The 17,024-nt window shown below is 65.9% G+C and carries 13 protein-coding genes; 11 read left to right on the plus strand and 2 right to left on the minus strand.

What is annotated here, in order from left to right; translation table 11 throughout:
• Positions 1-66: 66 nt before the first annotated feature.
• The 11 genes from HPY67_04665 to HPY67_04715 all read left to right on the plus strand — a co-directional run bounded on the left by HPY67_04665 (position 67) and on the right by HPY67_04715 (position 15,102).
• On the plus strand, positions 67-246 hold the full coding sequence (locus tag HPY67_04665) for a hypothetical protein (GenBank protein NPV04007.1): 180 nt from the start codon (positions 67-69) through the stop codon (positions 244-246).
• A gap of 156 nt (positions 247-402) precedes the next feature.
• On the plus strand, positions 403-1,323 hold the full coding sequence (locus HPY67_04670) for a hypothetical protein (GenBank protein NPV04008.1): 921 nt from the start codon (positions 403-405) through the stop codon (positions 1,321-1,323).
• A gap of 14 nt (positions 1,324-1,337) precedes the next feature.
• Positions 1,338-2,222 (plus strand): sulfurtransferase, encoded by an 885-nt coding sequence (locus HPY67_04675; protein ID NPV04009.1) that lies wholly within the window; start codon positions 1,338-1,340, stop codon positions 2,220-2,222.
• A gap of 122 nt (positions 2,223-2,344) precedes the next feature.
• Positions 2,345-4,354, plus strand: a complete 2,010-nt coding sequence (locus HPY67_04680; GenBank protein ID NPV04010.1) for a hypothetical protein — start codon at positions 2,345-2,347, stop codon at positions 4,352-4,354.
• A 55-nt stretch (positions 4,355-4,409) separates the two neighbouring features.
• Complete coding sequence (locus tag HPY67_04685; GenBank protein NPV04011.1) at positions 4,410-5,165, plus strand: hypothetical protein; 756 nt, start codon at positions 4,410-4,412, stop codon at positions 5,163-5,165.
• A 25-nt stretch (positions 5,166-5,190) separates the two neighbouring features.
• A complete protein-coding gene (locus HPY67_04690; protein ID NPV04012.1) occupies positions 5,191-7,065 on the plus strand; it encodes a cytochrome C in 1,875 nt (624 codons plus the stop codon).
• A gap of 161 nt (positions 7,066-7,226) precedes the next feature.
• Positions 7,227-7,700, plus strand: coding sequence for a hypothetical protein (locus tag HPY67_04695; protein NPV04013.1), 474 nt, complete (start codon positions 7,227-7,229; stop codon positions 7,698-7,700).
• A gap of 16 nt (positions 7,701-7,716) precedes the next feature.
• Positions 7,717-9,249, plus strand: coding sequence for an acetolactate synthase large subunit (locus tag HPY67_04700; GenBank protein NPV04014.1), 1,533 nt, complete (start codon positions 7,717-7,719; stop codon positions 9,247-9,249).
• A gap of 143 nt (positions 9,250-9,392) precedes the next feature.
• Complete coding sequence (locus tag HPY67_04705; GenBank protein ID NPV04015.1) at positions 9,393-10,790, plus strand: TolC family protein; 1,398 nt, start codon at positions 9,393-9,395, stop codon at positions 10,788-10,790.
• Positions 10,787-11,884: an efflux RND transporter periplasmic adaptor subunit gene (locus tag HPY67_04710; GenBank protein NPV04016.1), complete on the plus strand. Its 1,098-nt coding sequence runs from the start codon at positions 10,787-10,789 to the stop codon at positions 11,882-11,884. Before HPY67_04705 ends, HPY67_04710 begins: the two co-directional genes overlap by 4 nt.
• A complete protein-coding gene (locus HPY67_04715) occupies positions 11,881-15,102 on the plus strand; it encodes an efflux RND transporter permease subunit (protein NPV04017.1) in 3,222 nt (1,073 codons plus the stop codon). Before HPY67_04710 ends, HPY67_04715 begins: the two co-directional genes overlap by 4 nt.
• 56 nt (positions 15,103-15,158) lie before the next feature.
• Here HPY67_04715 and HPY67_04720 read toward each other — a convergent pair whose 3' ends face one another.
• Together HPY67_04720 and HPY67_04725 are read right to left on the minus strand one after the other, a co-directional pair.
• Entirely contained in the window at positions 15,159-16,142 is a 984-nt protein-coding gene (locus HPY67_04720) for a TGS domain-containing protein (GenBank protein ID NPV04018.1), read from the minus strand.
• 88 nt (positions 16,143-16,230) lie between these two features.
• Entirely contained in the window at positions 16,231-16,986 is a 756-nt protein-coding gene (locus HPY67_04725) for an MBL fold metallo-hydrolase (protein NPV04019.1), read from the minus strand.
• Between the last annotated feature and the right edge of the window lie 38 nt (positions 16,987-17,024).

A 17,024-nucleotide genomic window follows, 5' to 3' on the forward strand; every position in this document is an offset into this window, starting at 1 on the left:
ACAATTTCCGGGGCAACGATACAATAAATCGCCCAGGATTCAAATTCTCTTCCCCCAAGAGGACCCATGACGGCCCGGCTCATCTCCCTGATCGCTGTGCTGATGCTTCCGCTGGTCCTCGTTCTTTCCTCGTCGACGACCGCCCAGAACCAGGCCAGCAGCTGCGTCACCTGCCACACCGACGAGGCCATGCTCAAGAAGACCTGCAAGCCCTTCGTCAAGCCCGAGGGCGAGGCGGAAGGGTGAGCGGGGGCGCCTCCGCCGGTCAAGGCGGAGACCTTCCACCTGACGTTCCTCGTCGACCGGAAGCTCGTCGAGACGGACAAGCACTTCGAGAAGGGCTGCCTGTACTGCCACAAGGGGAATGACAAGGCCGACGACAAGGACGCCGCCCACGAAGGCATGGTGAAGCGCCCGTCCAACGACCTGGCCCTCTGCGGGGAGTGCCACCAGGAGATCGCCGCGAACTACAGGAAGTCCCTCCACTACACGACGATCGGCCAGCGCAACCGTGTGATCAAGCGGATGTCGAAGGAGGAGGCGAAGATCTTCGACGAGAAGGTCTTCGAGAAGTCCTGCCGCTCCTGCCACGCCTCGTGCGGCGATTGCCACGTCAAGTCCCCGGCCATCGCCGGGGTGAGCCTCGGCCTCATCAACAAGCACAAGTTCGTCCGCAGGGACGAGGGCAAGACCTGCGCCTTCTGCCACGGCGGCCGCGTCTACCCCGAGTACACGGGCGAGTACGGCGGCAACGCCGACGTCCACTACCAGAAGGGCATGATGTGCATGGACTGCCACACGATGGATGAGCTCCACGGCGACGGCAAGGCCTACCAGCTCAAGGAGGAGGTCCGCGACCGGCCCCGCTGCACCGACTGCCACGAGCCGGGCCGCGAGGTGAAGCTGACGGCGCGGGTGGGCCACCTGAAGCACGCTCAAAACGCCAGCTGCTACGCCTGTCACTCGGCGGGCGAGTACCGGCAGTGCTTCAACTGCCACGGCGGCCACTCCGAGGCCAAGCCCGGGTTTTACATCGGGACGAGCCCGCGCAACCGCAGGGAGATCACGACCCTGCGCATCATCCCCACGGTGCGCGACACCTTCAAGCCCTACGGCATCCGGCAGGCCAACTTCGATGCCCTGCCGAACTACTGGGACGCGCCGATCCACAACATCCGCAAGCGCACGGAGCGGACGCGCAACTGCGACACCTGCCACGAGGACCGCAAGGGGTTCCTCACCATGGAGACCCTGCTGAAGGACAGCTCGCGGGTGAACCTCGAGCTGATCAAGAAACCGAAACCGATCCCTGTAAGTCCATAAAAAAGGAGGTTTGTATGGTCAACGCAAAACGGAAAGTCATGGTGAGCCTGCTGGCCCTTCTCCTGCTGCTGCCCGCTGCGGCGTTTGCGGCGGAGCCGTTCGTCACGACGGAGTGGCTCGAGGCGAACCTGTCCAAGGTGACCGTCCTGGATGTCCGCAAGGTGGAGGAGTACAACGAGGGCCACATTCCGGGCTCCATCAACGTCTTCTACGGCGTCTGGGGCATCAAGAAGGGCGTGCTCCTCAACGAGCTGCCCTCCGACGACGATTTGAAGGACATCCTCTCGGCGGCGGGCATCGAGCCCACGACGCACGTGGTCGTCGTCTCGAAGGCCGAGACCATGCCCTTCCGCACCGACGCGACGCGGGTCGCCTGGACCCTGCGCTACGCCGGCGTGGAGAACGTCTCCGTCCTGAGCGGCGGCATCGAGAAGTGGATCGCCGACAAGAAGCCCCTCTCGAAGGAGGCCGTGAAACCCAAGGCGAAGCCCTACCGGGGCAAGTTCAACAAGCAGTTCTTCGCAAACAAGGCCCAGGTCACGGGCGCCCTCGGCAAGGCCGTGATCGTCGACGTCCGGCCGCCCGAATTCTACAAGGGCGAAAAGAAGCTCGACTTTGTGCCCGCGACCGGCCGCATCAAGGGCGCCGTGAATCTGCCCCCGGCCCTGCTCTACAATGCGGACGGGACCTTCAAGACCAAGGCGGAGATCGAGGCCGCCGCCAAACCCGTCGTGGGGACCGATCTCGACAAGGAGATCATCGTCTACTGCGACACGGGCAAGGTCTGCACGAACTGGTGGCTCGCCCTGCACGACCTGCTCGGCTACCGGAACGTGAAGGTCTACGACGGCTCCTCCATGGAGTGGCTGGCGGACCCCGCGGCACCCAAGGAGCCCTGAGCCAAGACGTAACGTCAGGAACCGGTCCCGGCGCCCCGCGGGGCGCCGGGACCGCACATCCGGACGGACCGGATCAGAAGCGATACGTTTTCGACCTGCTGCGCTGAACTGCGGGATTCCTCATGAACCGGTTCAACATCGCCAGTATGCTTCTGCTTGCAGCCCTGTGCGCGCCGATCGCGCTCGACGCCGCACGCGCGCCCGACTGGAAGCACGAGGACATCTGGCTCAAGAATGAACTCGGGCAGCGCATCACCCCCACACGCAACAGCACCGACCCCTACTCGCCCCGGAAGACCTGCGGGACCTGCCACGGCTACATGACCATCACGTCAGGCCCCCACTTCCAGCAGGGCTTCGACGAGATGCGCGACGGCTACGACCCGAAGCGCCCCTGGGTCCTGTCGCCCGGCAACTTCGGCAAGGGGGGCGAGCCGGGAACCTTCACGGAGCGCGTCGCCGCCAAGAGAAACAAGAGCGCCCGCGACATGGGCCTGTCCACCTACGACTGGATCGCCGCCGGCGGCAAGATCGACGGCAAGGGCCAGGTCATCGCCGCGGCGCCCGGCTGGACCCACCCGGGCGGCGGCCCCATGGAGTTCGGCAGAGGGGCCGACGGCCGGCGCGACCTCTCGAGAACCCTCTCCCAGGGAGAGCCGCTGAAGCCCGATGCGCTGGACGGGGACTACTCCTCCCGGTACACGCCCGACGGGAAGAGCCACTTCCGGGCAAGCGGCGTCGTCGAGGGCGACTGCCTCATGTGTCACCTGAAGGGCTACCGCCTCGCGGAGAGAAACCGGCAGCTGAGCCTCCGCAACTACCGCTGGGCCGCAACGGCCGGCGCGGGGCTGGGCGAAATCCGGGGCGCCGTCTTCACCTTCGCCAACCCCGAGGCCGGACCGGACGTCGAGGGCTGGGACAGGGGCTCGTGGAATTTTGCAGCCCGACCCGCCGTCCGGTACGCCTGGGAGAACCGGGATCTCTTCACGCCGGAAGGGAAATTCAGGGGCAGCGCCCGGATCAACAAGTCCGTCGAGACGGACAACTGTACGCAGTGCCACCGCCCGATGGACGGGCAGAAGTCGGGCACCCTCTACCTGCCGGCTGGCGACCTGCACCTCAAGGCGGGGCTGCGCTGCACGGACTGCCACACCCTGGCGGGCCGGACGCAGGCCGAGAGGCTGCGGCACCGAATCGGAAAGGGGTGGTCGCCGACGGCCACGGCCCGCAACGACCTCGACGGGGCCGGGATGAAGACCTGCGCGAACTGCCATCTCGAGGACGGCTACAGGCCCACGCGGCCGGGGATGCCGAAGGAGGCGAAGAACCCCGACAACCTCCACCGCGCCTTGTTTCACAAGGCGACGTTCCATTTCTACCTGCTGCACTGCACGTCGTGCCATGCCGCGGAGCGCAAGACCCGCAGCGTCTACCTCGTGGACCACAGCACGGGGCAGCCGGCATGGTACTCGACGGACAAGGCGGGCCTCGTCACCCGGCCGGGCGATCTGACGCAGATGGCCTCGGAGCCGTGGAGGCCCTGGACGGACCGCCACGAGCGCGCCAGGGGGTATGGCGAGCGTTACGTGCCGGCCGTGCCCAAGGTCCGGCAGTGGTTCGGGGAGATGCTCGCCGAGGGGGTCGTGCGGCCCATCGGCCTGGAGGCCGTGCGCAGGGCCGCCTCGGCGCAGAAGAATCTCACCACGGTCGAGGTCAGCACCCACACGGGCAAGAAGGTGAAACGGGCCACCGTGGCCACCGAGGAGGACATCCTGGCGATGATCAGGGCCCTGGAGGCCATGGGGTACCGAAACGTCGTCTTCGTCGCCGACCGGCTCTACGAGCTCAAGAAGGGCAAGATCCAGGGCCGCCCCGCGCCTGCCCTGACGCAGGCCGTCATGTTCGGGATCTACCACGGCAACCTGCCCGTGTCGGCCAAGAAGACCCTGGGACACAAGGGGAAGCCCGACGGGTGCGCGGACTGCCACGCCGACGATGCACCGTTCTTCACGAAGCTGAAAGTCCGCGGGGTCGGGAAGTTCCTCAAAAACAGCTACCCCGTTCCCAAAGAGCCCTACGCGGAGCCCCAGATGCTGGATTGGGGATTCACGGGAGTGCCGGCATCGGAATAATAGAAACCGTTTTACGGGTTGCGTTTTACGGGTGAAAACTGAGGCTCAGGAAGAGATGGCGCGTGTGTCGGGGAATACGCTGATCCGGTGGTGCATGCTGGCGGCATGGATGCTGGCCGTTTCGCTGGCGGCCTGCGGGAAGCCCGCAGAGCCCCCTCCGCCGTGGAAGGTCATCGACGCCCCGACCCTCCGCGCCATGATGGCCGACGACAAGAAACTCCCCGTGTTCAACACGATGAGCGAGATCGAGTGCCTCGACCACCGCATCCCCGGATCGCAGTGCCTGGCCTGCGAGGAAATCGAAAAGGACATCTCGCTCCTCCCGCCCGACAAGAACCGGGTCCTGGTCTTCTACTGCGAGAGTGAGGGATGCTACCGGAGCTGCCGCGCGGCCGCTGCAGCCGTCAAGGCCGGCTACACGCAGGTTCACGTCCTCGACAAGGGGATGCCCGCCTGGAAGCAGGCGGGGTACGCCATGGAGACGGTCGAACGGATTCCCAGGGGCTCCATCCCGTCGGTCCGTGCCACGGCGCTCAGGCAGATGATCAAGGATCAAAAGGACCTTCTCCTGGTCGATATCCGATCGGAGCGCTCCTTCAAGGAAGGGCACATCGAGGGCGCCGTGAATGTCCCGCTCTACCGGCTGGGCCGCGATTACTCCGATATCCCGCTGGACCGCACCCTGGTCCTCATCGACGACCGCGGGTTCCGGACCTTCCTGGCCGGCAGTTATCTCGAAATGAAGGGGTACCGGGTCCTGAGGCTCTTCGGCGGCATGCAGGCCTGGCAGGAGATGCAGGCGGCGAAGTGACGGGGGGTTCCCCACAAAGAAACGGATGAAAACGATGAAGGTCACGGCAGGAAAGCGGCGAATCGGGTTTCGGGCGGGACTGGCCATGCTGGCGGCCGTCACGCTCACCTGCCTGCCGCACACGTCTTCCGCCGCCCAGGACTGCCGGTTCTGCCATGACGAGCCGCTCTACCGGGTCGACTTCAACCGGTCGGTCCACGCCGGCAACGGGTGCACGAGCTGCCACACGGGCATCACGAACATCGAGAAACACCGAGACGGCAAGGAAAGACCCGCCCCCGTCAACTGCGGCATCTGCCATGAGAAGATTGCGAAGGAGTACCTGAACAACTTCCACTACATCCAGGAAGACTTCCGCTGCAGCGACTGCCACCGCAACATCCACGCCATCCGCAAGGACCCGGACAAAAACGTCAAGCTCGCCATCATCCGGAAGTGCACCGAGTGCCACAGCAATGACGACTACACGGCCTCGGGCCACGGGGAGGCCGTCCTGAGGGGAAACCGGGACGCCGCCGACTGCTCGGACTGCCACGGCCTGCACAGCACCCGGGTGTTCCACACCTCGCTGGAGCAGTACCCCGTCGAGGCCCGGGAGTTCTACACCCAGAAGTGCAAGCGCTGTCACGCCGACAGCGTCATGATGGCGCGCAACAACCTCTCCGACAAGATGGTCGCCTACTACGAGGGCACCTACCACGGGAAGGTCCAGGAGCTGGGCTACCCGGCACCGGTGGCCGGCTGCGGCGACTGCCACACGAAGCACAACATCCTCCCGAAGGAGGACCCCCGCTCCAGCATCCACCCCGCGAATCTCGAGGCCAACTGCGGCCGCTGCCACTCGGGCTTCCACCCGCGGTTCTTGAGCTACCAGGCCCACCCGGACTACACGGACCGGCAGAAGTATCCCGCCCTGTACTTCACGTTCCTCTTCATGGGGGGGCTTCTCGTCGGGACGCTCGCCTTCTTCTGGCTCCACACGATCCTGTGGTGGCGGAAGGTGTACTGGGAGCATCACCGCATGGAAAAGGAGGGCATCGTGCCCCCCTCCGTCGTGGCGACCGGAGAAGGGCTGCAGCACGTGGAGCGCTTCTCGGTGAAATACCGGATCATGCACGTGCTGCTGGTGCTGTCCTTCTTCACGCTCGTCCTGACGGGCTTCCCGCTGAAGTATGCCGACACGGAATGGGCGCAGACGATCACCCGCCTCTGGGGCGGCGCGCACATGTCGGGCCTCTTCCATCGCGGCGCGGCCCTGGTGCTCATCATCGGCATGATCTACGTCACCTGGGAATCGCTCAAGTTCCTCTTCCCCAAGGGCAAGGGCAGGCAGGGCTGGATCGACCGTCTGCTCGGTCCCGACTCCCTCTTCCCGAACCTGAAGGACCTGCAGGACCTCAAGGGGATGTTCCTGTGGTTCTTCAACAAGGGCGAGGCCCCGAAATTCGACCGCTGGACCTACTGGGAGAAGTTCGACTTCCTGGCCGTCTTCTGGGGCATGTTCGCCATCGGGGGATCGGGGATCCTGCTCTGGAAGCCCGAGTGGTCCTCGTGGATCGTCCCCGGCTGGGTCCTGAACATCGCCGCCCTGGTGCACTCCGAGGAGGCGCTGCTGGCGGCCCTGTTCATCTTCACGATCCACTTCTTCAACACGCACTTCATCCCGAACAAGTTCCCGATGGACCGGCTCATCTTCACGGGGACCTACCGGCTCGAGGAGCTCAAGGAACAGCGGCCCCTGGAGTATGAGCGCCTCGTCGCCGAGGGGCGCCTCGAGTCCCTGAAGCGCGAACACCCGAGCATCCCGCTCAAGCTCATCTCGGCCACCTTCGGGCTGGCAAGCCTCCTGCTGGGCCTCTTCCTGACGGTGCTGATCGTGTGGTCGCTGCTGTTTACGTAGCAGCCGAAAGAGAGACGAAGGGGCAGAGCCCGCAGGGCTCTGCCTTTTTTGTCCCGTTCATGGTATGAACGGGCTGGCAGGAAGCGAAACATCCCCCTTGGCGAAGGGTGGATTGAGGGGGATTCGATCAAGCAGAACGAAGAGACCGAGCAGAGGAATGAATGGGCCTCATCCGCGACATCTTCGGCATCGGCAAGGACGGCGGCAGCCTTCTGCGGGACCTGGCAGAGATCCGAAAGAAAACGCGGGGGGACCGGAACCGCCTTCTCTCGGAGATCGAGTTCAACGCCGCCCTCGTTCTCGAACACGGTCTCAAGCGGGAGGCCGACGCGGCCAAGGTCATCGCCCGGCTGCGGGTGGAGAACCTGGCACGGCTGATCGACGAGGGGTTCGACTTCTCGACGATCCGGAAGGGAACGGTGGATGCGTCCCTGGTGAAGGATGCACCGATGCTGCGTCACTATGCGGGCCTCGACCTGGAGAGCTTCCTCAAGCGGATCCGTTTCCAGATCGAGCAGCTGAAGCTGCTGCCCGATCTGTACGACATCCGGAAAACGGACAAGGTCAACGTCCGCCTCCGCCTCGAAAACCTGGGCAGGCGCTACATCCTGCTCATCCGATTCCTGAAGACCTGACCAAGGGAGGTAACCGATGAACGGCGCGGAAGCCCTGCTGAAGACCGTCGAGGCGGCCGGCATCGACGCCTGCTTTGCCAACGGCGGCACGACGGAGATGCCCATGATCCTGGCCTTCGATGCCATCACGGGGATCAGGCCCTTGCTGGGCCTTTTCGAAGGCGTGTGCTCGGGCGCGGCCGACGGCTACGGCCGCATGAAGGAAAAGCCCGCCCTTTGCCTCCTGCACCTCGGGCCGGGGCTCGCCAACGGGGTCGCCAACCTGCACAACGCCAAGAGGGCCCGCACGCCCGTGCTCAACGTCATCGGCGAGCACGCCTCGTGGCACGTCAAGGCCGACGCCCCCCTGGCCATGGACATCGAGGGCCTCTGCCGGACCTTCTCGGGGTGGCAGCGCACGGTCCGTTCCGTCGAGAGCATCGCGCGGGACACGGCCGATGCCGTCGAGGCGTCCCTGCGTGGGCAGGTCGCCAGCCTCATCGTCCCCTGCGACCTCCAGTGGAAGGAGTACCGGGGCGGCATCCCCGCCGTGCACGGCCCGGTGCCCGATCCGCCCGACCGGGGCGTGATCGAATCCGCCGCGAGGATGCTGAAGTCGGCGTCCAAGACGGCGCTCATCATGAACGGCCGCGCCCTGCGGCGCCGCGGACTCGCGGCGGCCGGCCGCATCAAGGCCGCCGTGGGCTGCGACCTCTTCTGCATCAACTTCCCCGCCTATGTCGACCGGGGCGCCGGCACCGTGCCCGTCGCCCGCGTGCCCTATTTCCCCGAGCCTGCGGCGGCCGCTCTTGCCCCCTACGGCGCCGTTGTGCTCGCGGGGACGGACCAGCCGGTCAACTTCTTCGGCTACGAGGGCCAGTGGAGCCACCCCGTCGCCCGTGATGTCCCCAAGCTTCGCATCGACAGGGATCCACAGGACGCCGCCGAAACGCTCGAGGCGCTCGCCGACGAGCTGGGGGCGCCGGGACCGGTCGTGGCGGGACTCAAGGTCCCCGAGGTCCCGTCAGGAAGGCTGACACCCGAGAAGGCCTGTCTCACCCTGGCGGCCCTCCAGCCGGAGGGCACCATCATCATGGACGAGGGCCTCACGGCCTCCATGACGTACTTCCCGCTGGGCGCAACGCTGCCTCCCCACAGCTACTTCATGCTCACCGGCGGCGCCATCGGCCAGGGCATGCCCTCGGCCACGGGGGCGTCCGTCGCCTGTCCGGACAGGCCCGTCATCAACCTGCAGGCCGACGGCAGCGCCATGTACACCGTCCAGTCCCTCTGGACGCAGGCCCAGGCCGGGCTGAACGTGACGACGCTCATCTGCTCGAACCGCAGCTACAACATCATCAACGTGGAGCTGCAGCGGGCGGGGATCACGAACCCGGGGCCCAGGGCGCGCGCGTTCACGGACTTGGGGAACCCGCCCATCGACTGGCCGAGCTTGAGCAGGGGACTGGGCGTGCCCGGTGTCGCCGTCGACACGGCCGAGGATCTGGCCCGGGAGCTGAAAAAGGCCCTCGGCGAGCCCGGCCCGCACCTTATCGAGATGGTCCTGTAAACCGTCCCGGACCGTCTGCCCGGCACAGGCCGGATTCGGAACGGCCAGCCCTGCCGTCCGCCGTTCTCTTTCTCCGGCTTGCCCGAGGGAGAGGCATTCCTGTATACTGTCCGAGAATCGCAGGTAAGCAGTGGAGGGTTCCCATGCGCAACAGGATCCATGCCGCGGCTGCGTCCGGATTGACATGGACCCTTCTCTGGATGTTCCTTCTGGCCTCGGCTTGGCCCCCGTCATCGTCCGCCGCGCAGGAGCGGGCCTTCACCCTCATCGAGGCCGTCCGCTACGCCCTGGAGCACAACAACGAGATCCGCGCCGCCGGCAGCTCCCTTGCCGCCCGGAAGGACGATGTCGGGGCGGCCCGGAGCAACCTCCTGCCGAAGGTCTATTTCGAGGAGCGCGCCCTGCGGACCAACAACCCCACCTATGCCTTCATGGCCAAGCTCAACCAGGGCCGCTTCGCGCAGCAGGACTTCGCCATCGACGGTCTCAACAACCCGAATCCCGTCAATGACTACCAGACGCTGTTTGCCGCCGAGCAGCCGATCTTCGCACCAAAGGCGTGGGTGGGCCTCGACATGTCGAAGCGCGAGCACGAGGCCGAAAGCGTCGAGTTCACCCGCAAGAAGGAGGAGATCGCCTTCAAGGTCTGCCGGGCCTGGCTCATGGTCCACACGGCAAAGGCGCAACTCGCGGCGGCTGAAAAAGGGGTCGAGGACGCCCAGGAGCACTACCGCATCGCAAAGCTGCGCTACGAGGCCGACCTCGGCATGGTCGCCGACACCCTGAGGGCCGGCACGGCGGCCAGCGAGGCGAAACAGCGGAGGGTCACCGCAGAGAAACAGCTCCATCTCGCCCGGCGCATGCTCGGCCTGCTGTTGGGGCTTTCCGGTTCGGCCGAAGTGTCCGGGGAGATCCCGGATTTCGAGATCCGCGATATCGAGGAGTACGCGAAGGCCTCCCGGGCCCGGGGCGACGTCCGCTCCATGGAGCTTCGCTACGAGAATGCCGAGAAGAGCGTCCGCATGGCGGAAATGGAGTATCTGCCCTACGTGGGCATCGGCGGCGGCTACCAGTGGAACGACCCGGCCAACCTCTTCGGGGGGTCGGGCGACAGCTGGCAGGTCTCAGCCTTTCTGCGCTGGAACCTCTTCGACGGGGCGAGGCGCGAGCACGAGCGCTCGAAGGCGAAACACCAGGCCCGGCAGGCGCATGAGCATCTCGAGGGATTGCGGAAAGCCGCAGCGTACGGGCTCTACCAGGCGCAGCTCGGCGTCGAGGAGGCGAGGGCGAACCTGGAACTTGCCCGGGAGGCCCTGAAAACGGCGGAAGAGGGGAAGCGGCTCGTGCAGATCCGGTACGAGAACGCCTTCTCGCCCATCGTGGACATGCTGGATGCCCAGGTCGTGCTCGACCGGGCGCGTGCAGGCCTGGTGGCAAGGGAAAACGAGTACCGCGTCGCCGTTCTCAACCTCGGCTGGGAGGGCGGCACGCTCCTTCGGGATCTCGGGATCGAACCGGATGAAAAGAAGGACCGACCATGATCAGAGCGGATGAACGGAAACGGATCGCGGCTGTCCGCACGGCCCTGATGGCCCTGGCTCTCCTGGCCGGCTGCGGCGACAGGGTGGCCCCCGGCACGGCGGACGTGAAGAGGCCAGCCGTCACCGGCGTGACCGTCTCGGAGGTCCAGCCTGTCAGGGTCGGCGAATTCTATGAAACGTCGGGCACCGTGAGGGCCCGCGTCTCGAGCGTCATCGCAAGCCGCGTCATGGGGTCGGTCACGGCCGTACACGTCCGCGCGGGCGATCGCGTGCAGGCGGGGCAGCTCCTGGCCACGCTCGACGACCGCGACGCGGCCCAGAGGGTGCGCGCCGCCGAGCAGGCCTTTGAGGCGGCGAAGCAGGGGCGATCCATGGCCGAGCTGACCTGGCAGCGCTACAGGAAACTCCATGACGAAAAGGCCCTGGCCAGGCAGGAAATCGACCAGATCGAGACGCAGAAAAAAGTGGCCGACGCCCAGTACGAACAGGCCAGGGCCGGGCTCGAGGAGGCGCGCGTCTGGCAGGGCTTCACCCGGATCACGGCGCCCTTGCCGGGCGTCGTGACGGAGCGGCGCGTCGACCCGGGGAGCATGGCCATGCCGGGTATGCCCCTGTTCACCGTCGAGGGCGACGGCGGTTTTCAGCTGGAGGCAGCCGTTGACGAAGCCCTGTCGGGGAAAGTCCGCGTCGGGACGAGCGCCGCCGTCACGATAGACACGCTGGGCCTCGACACGGCGGGCCAGGTCATCGAGGTTGTCCCTGCCGTGGACCCGGTGACGAGGACCTTCATCGTGAAGATCGCCCTGGCCGGCAGGGGGCTCAAGAGCGGCCTCTTTGCCCGGGTTCGTCTGCCCCGGGGCGAACGCGAGGCCATCCTCGTCCCGAAAGAGGCCGTCGTGGAACGGGGCCAGCTCACGGGCGTCTTTGCCGTGGATCCCCGGGGCATCGTGACCTACAGGCTGGTGCGCACCGGCAAAACCTTCGAAGGCGGCATCGAGGTTCTCTCGGGTCTCCAGGCCGGCGACCGCATCGTCACGGCCGGACTGGAAAAAGCCGTCGACGGCGGGCAGATAACCGGGGGAGCATCCCCATGAGCGACCGCATCGGGATTGCCGGCCAGATCGCCCGGGCCTTCATCCTCTCGAAGCTCACCCCGCTCATCGTTGTCGCTTCGCTCCTGCTGGGAGTCTTCGCCGTCCTCGTGACTCCACGCGAGGAGGAGCCGCAGATCGTCGTCCCGATGATCGACGTCATCGTGACCTACCCCGGCGCCTCGGCCAGGGAGGTCGAGGAGCGCGTCACCCGGCCCATGGAAAAGCTCCTCTGGGAGATCAAGGGCGTCGAGTACATCTACTCCATCGTCAAGCCGGGGTTCAACCTGACCATCGTCCGGTTCTACGTGGGCGAGAGCATGGAGGAGAGCCTCGTCAAGCTCTACAACAAGCTCATGTCCAACTACGACCGGATCCCGCCCGGCGTCTCCCAGCCGATGGTCAAGGCCAAGTCCATCGACGACGTGCCCATCCTCACGCTCACACTGTGGAGCGAAAGCCCCCGCATCACGGGCTACGAGCTTCGGCGGGTGGCCCTCGAGCTCTGCACGGAGATCAAGAAGGACCAGAACGTGGCCGAATTCACCGTGATCGGCGGCCAGCGCCGGCAGGCCCGGATCACCCTCGACCCGGCGAGGCTCAAGGCCTACAACGTCTCGGCCTTCCAGATCATGGACGCCATCGGCAGATCCAACTACTCCCTGCCCTCCGGCAGCTACCCCTCGGGCAACCGAGAGATCCTGGTCGATACGGGAGCCCTCCTTTCGAGCATCGAGGACGTGGGCCGCGTCGTCGTGGCCGTGCACAACGCAAGGCCCGTGTACCTGAGGGATGTGGCGATTCTCCAGGACGGCCCCGAGGAGCCCGCCGGCTACGTCTTCATGGGACTCGGGCCCGCGAGCCCGCGCAAGGGCATCGCCGGGAGCCCCGCCGGGCAGAACGAGGCCGTCACGATCGCCGTCGCGAAGAAAAAGGGCGCCAATGCCAGTGTCGTGGCCCGCGATGCGCTGGCGAAGGTCGATGCGCTCAGGGGCCGGCTCATTCCCTCGGACGTGAACGTCACGGTGACGCGCAACTACGGGGAGACGGCCAGGGAAAAGTCCGACGAGCTGCTCGAGCACATGCTCATCGCCACGGTCTCCGTCATCATTCTCATCGCCCTGGCCCTGGGGACGCGCGAGGCCGCCGTCGTGGCCGTCGCGGTCCCTGTCACGCTGGCCCTCACCCTGCTCATCAACTACCTCTACGGCTACACGCTGAACCGCGTGACCCTGTTTGCCCTCATCTTCTCCATCGGCATCCTCGTCGACGACGCCATCGTCGTCGTCGAGAACATCCACCGGCACTTCAAGCACCATGGTGCCGGTGTCGATCAGGCCGTGCGGGCCGTCGACGAGGTGGGCAACCCGACGATCCTCGCCACCTGGACGGTTATCGCCGCCCTCCTGCCCATGGCCTTCGTGTCGGGCCTCATGGGCCCCTACATGCGCCCCATCCCCGTGGGGGCCTCGGCGGCCATGCTCTTCTCGCTGCTGGTGGCCTTCATCGTGACTCCCTGGATGAGTTATCACATCCTGGGGAAAGCGGGCAGGAAGGCACATCACAGGCCCGAAAAGGACTTCTTCCCCGTCTACGAGCGGATCATTGCCCCGCTGATGGACAGCGCAAAGAGGAGGCGGCTCGCCCTGGCCGGCGTGGGGGGCCTGCTGCTTCTGGCGATGGCCCTCGTCCCGCTGAAACTCGTCACGGTGAAGATGCTGCCCTTCGACAACAAGAGCGAGATGCAGGTGATCATCGACATGCCCGAGGGGAGCGCCCTGGAGAAAACGGCGGCGCTCGCGCAGGAGATGGGCGGTTACCTGAAGCAGGTGCCCGAGGTGACGGACTACCAGCTCTACGTGGGGACGGCGGCGCCCTTCAACTTCAACGGCCTCGTCCGCCACTACTTCCTGCGCTCCGGCGCGAACGTAGCGGACATCCAGGTCAACCTCGTCGCCAAGGGCGAGCGGAAGGCCCAGAGCCACGACATCGCCAAGCGGCTGCGGCCGGGCCTCAAGGAGATCGCGGACCGCTACGGCGCCCGGATCAAGGTGGCCGAGATCCCGCCGGGTCCGCCCGTGCTGAGCACGCTCGTGGCCGAGGTCTACGGGCCGGACGCGAACCGCCGGATCGAGATCGCCCGGCAGATCCGCGATATCTTCGAGCAGACCCCCGGGGTGGTCGACGTGGACTGGTACGTCGAGGCCGACCAGAAGAAGCTCCTCTTCGAGGCGAACCGGACGAAGGCAGCCGAAAGCGGCATCTCCATCGAGGCACTCTCCCAGAGCATGCGGATCGCCCTGTCGGGGGCCGTGGCGGGCCTCGTCCACCTCGAGAAGGAAAAGGAGCCCGTGGACATCTTTCTCCGCATGCCCCTGGAGGACCGGGCTACTCCCTCGACGCTTCAGTCCCTCAACGTGCCGTCCCGGCTGGGCAGCCAGGTCCCGCTGGCCGAGCTGGTGAGCGTGCGCGAGGGCGTGGGCGAGAAGACGATCTACCACAAGAACCTCAAGAGCGTGACCTATGTCATCGGGGACGTGGCCGGCTCCGAGGAGAGCCCTGTCTACGCGATCCTGAAGATGAAGGATGCCGTCCGGAACCTGAAGCTCCCGGAGGGTTACGAACTGAAGCAGTACGACGCGGTCCAGCCCTGGCTGGAGGAGACCTACGCGATGAAATGGGACGGCGAGTGGCAGATCACGATCGAGGTCTTCCGTGACCTGGGCATCGCCTTTGCCGCCGTGCTCGTCATCATCTACATCCTGGTGGTGGCCTGGTTCCGCAGCTTCGTGACGCCCCTGATCATCATGGCGCCCATCCCGCTGACCCTGGTGGGAATCCTGCCGGGCCACTGGATCTTCGGGGCCTTTTTCACGGCCACCTCGATGATCGGCTTCATCGCCCTCTCCGGCATCATCGTGCGCAACTCCATCCTGCTCGTCGACTTCGCCGAGCACGAGTTGCGGCAGGGCCGGGGCCTGCGCCATGCTCTCCTGACGGCAGGCGCCGTCCGGTTCCGGCCCATCGTGCTCACGGCGGCAGCCGTCGTGGTGGGCTCCTTCGTCATGCTCTTCGACCCCATCTTCCAGGGCCTGGCCATCGCCATGATGTTCGGCGCCGTGGCGGCCACGGGGCTCACCCTCGTCGTGATCCCCCTGCTCTACTACGAGCTCTTCCGCAACAGGGGACCCGACGAGACGGATGCGGCGTTGCAACAGTAGCGGAACGCTTCTTCCTCCCCTGATATCACGGGTGAAAAATATACGGGCGGGGCTTTCTACATGTTCAGCTCGACGATGTCCTTGTCCTTCAGCACGTGGGTCCTCTCGACGCGCATGCCGTCGAACTTCGCCGAGCCCCACACGCGGGCGTACTTGAGCTTCGTCACGAAGTCCTTGTGCACCTTCTCGGCCACGTCCATGACGGTGGAGCCGACGGGCACCGTGTAGGGCATGGAGAGATCGGGTTCCTTGCCGGGCGGCTTGGAGTAGACACGGATGATCGAGGCCAGCCGGAAGATCTCCTGCTTCAGGTCCTCGAGGCCGTCCTTCTTCAGGCACGAGACGGCCACGATGGGGTAGCGGCTGCCGTAGGCAGCCTTGAGCCTCTCGAAGTTCTCCATGGCCCCCGGCTTGTCCTTCTTGTTCGCCGCCACCAGCGCCCGCTTCACGAGGACGCGCGTCTCCGCCTCCTTCGGCTTCTCCGTCCGGATGTTCCACCTCCCGATCTGGTCGAGGATGAGCTCCAGCTGGACGTCGGCATCCTCACTGAGGTCGACGACGATGAGCAGGGCATCGGCCACCCTCATGATGCCGGAGACCCAGCCGTCCGTCGTTTCGTTGGGGATGGGGGGAAGGTCGACGAGCTGGATCTGGATATCCTCGTAGGGCATCATGCCCGGGCAAGGCAAAACCGTCGACAGGGGGTAATCGGCGATGACGGGGGCGGCCTTGGTGAGGTTCGCCAGGATCGAGGACTTCCCCGAATTGGCGAATCCGACGATCGCGACCTGCGCAGCCCCCTCGCGGGGGACATTGTAGAGGCTTTCGCGGCCGCCGCCCTTCTTCTTGCGCTGCTCCTGGGCCTCCTTGTTGAGCTGGGAGAGTTTCCTCCGGAGGTCGGCGCGCAGGTGGTCGGTCCCCTTGTGCTTGGGGACCGTGGTGATCAGGTCCTCCAGGGCGGCGATCTTCTCGGCCGTCGTGGAGGCCTGCTTGTACCGTCTGTCTGCCTCGAAGTATTCCGGCGGGAGGTTGGCCGGCATTCGATCTCCCCTCCGAATGTCGGTCTCGCTGCGTATCCATTCTATGTTCCCGGCGGGAACGAACGCAAGGGCAAATCCAGGCGGCGGGTCAGACCTCGAAGATTTTCCCGTCGTCGGCGACCTCGCACGCGGCCAGCCCCGTCTTCGAGAGCATGTCCGCGCTCATGTGGGTGATGACGGTCCGTCCGATGCCCAGGCCGGCCGTCTTTTCCATGAGGGTCCGGTAGTCGAGATGGAAGGGGATCTTCTTGTCGTAGTGGTAGGCCTCGGCGATGAGCAGGTCGGCCCCGCGGGCGGCCTCGGCCAGCGCCCCGGTCCACTCCGTGTCGCCGGAGCAGGCGATCACTTTCCCCTCGACCTCGAACCGCAGGGAATAGGCATTGTCGCCGCTGGGGTGAAGGCCGATGAACGGCGTCACGCGGACGGCACCCTCGGCAAGGGGAGCCCCGGGCGCCATCTCCCGGAGATCGATCGCGAATTTCCGTTTCACGCCGGCAGAGCCGGGGAAGAGGGTCTCCATCGCGGCGGGCAGTCTCTTGCACAGCCCGGGCGGGCCTGCCACGAGGAGAGGCGCCGTGCGGCGGCTCACGAGCTGGGCGTCGAGGATGAAGAAAGGAAGCCCTCCGAAGTGATCGCCGTGGAGGTGGGTGAGGAAGATGCCGTCAATCGAGTTGGGGTCGACACCGAAGCGGCGCAGGGATATCATCGCCGAGGCGCCGCAGTCGATGAGAAACCGTCCGCCGGGGTGGCTGACGAGGATGCAGCTCTGTAGCCTTCCGCCGCTGCCGAAGGCATCGCCGCTGCCGAGAAACCGGACCTGTACCGCCGATTCGGGGTGCGTCACAGGATGCCTCAACCTGTCGCTTCGTCAACGATCCAACG

The organism is Syntrophaceae bacterium (assembly GCA_013177795.1).
Classification (GTDB): Bacteria; Desulfobacterota; Syntrophia; order Syntrophales; family UBA2192; genus UBA2192.